Source organism: Streptomyces sp. 6N223 (assembly GCF_052246635.1).
Taxonomy (GTDB): Bacteria; Actinomycetota; Actinomycetes; order Streptomycetales; family Streptomycetaceae; genus Streptomyces.
This window is the reverse complement of sequence record NZ_JBQQCA010000165.1, coordinates 1-510: the sequence shown is the minus strand read 5'-3', so window position 1 is coordinate 510 and position 510 is coordinate 1. Positions and strand designations below refer to the sequence as shown.

General features: G+C 71.6%; 1 protein-coding gene. It reads right to left on the bottom strand.

Annotated features, from left to right (window positions below; translation table 11 throughout):
* A partial coding sequence (locus ACTWQH_RS32840) for a zinc-binding dehydrogenase (RefSeq protein WP_443290470.1) occupies nucleotides 1–510 on the bottom strand: 510 nt, incomplete at both ends.

The following is a 510-nucleotide window of genomic DNA, read 5'->3' as shown; positions in this document are numbered from 1 at the left end:
CGTCGGGATCGAGGGCGGGCGGGATGGTCAGGACGTTCTTGCCGGTGTGCTTGGCCTGGCTCATGTGGCGCAGCGCCTGGCGCGTCCTGGCCAGCGGCCAGGCCTGGACCGGCGGCGGCGCCAGGACACCCTGGCCGAACAACTCGGCCAGGGTGCGCAGCATCTCCCCGACCCGATCAAGGCCGGCGTCCGGAACCAGGTCGTAGAAGCGATAGCGAACGCCGGGGTGGGCCTCCGCGAGCCACTCCTCGTCCCGCTTGTCGGTCTTGCCCATCTCGATGAACCGGCCGCCCTCGCCCAGGAGCCGCAGGGAGGCGTCGGTGAACTCGCCGGCCAGGCTGTTGAGGACCACATCCATGCGGGGGAAGGCGGTCTCGAAGTCCAGGTCGCGGGAGGAGGCGCGGTGGTCGGCGTCGATGCCCATGGCTTCCAGCACGTGGTGCTTGCCGGGGCTGGCGGTGGCGTAGATCTCCGCGCCGAGGTGGCGGGCGATCTGCACGGCCGCCGTGC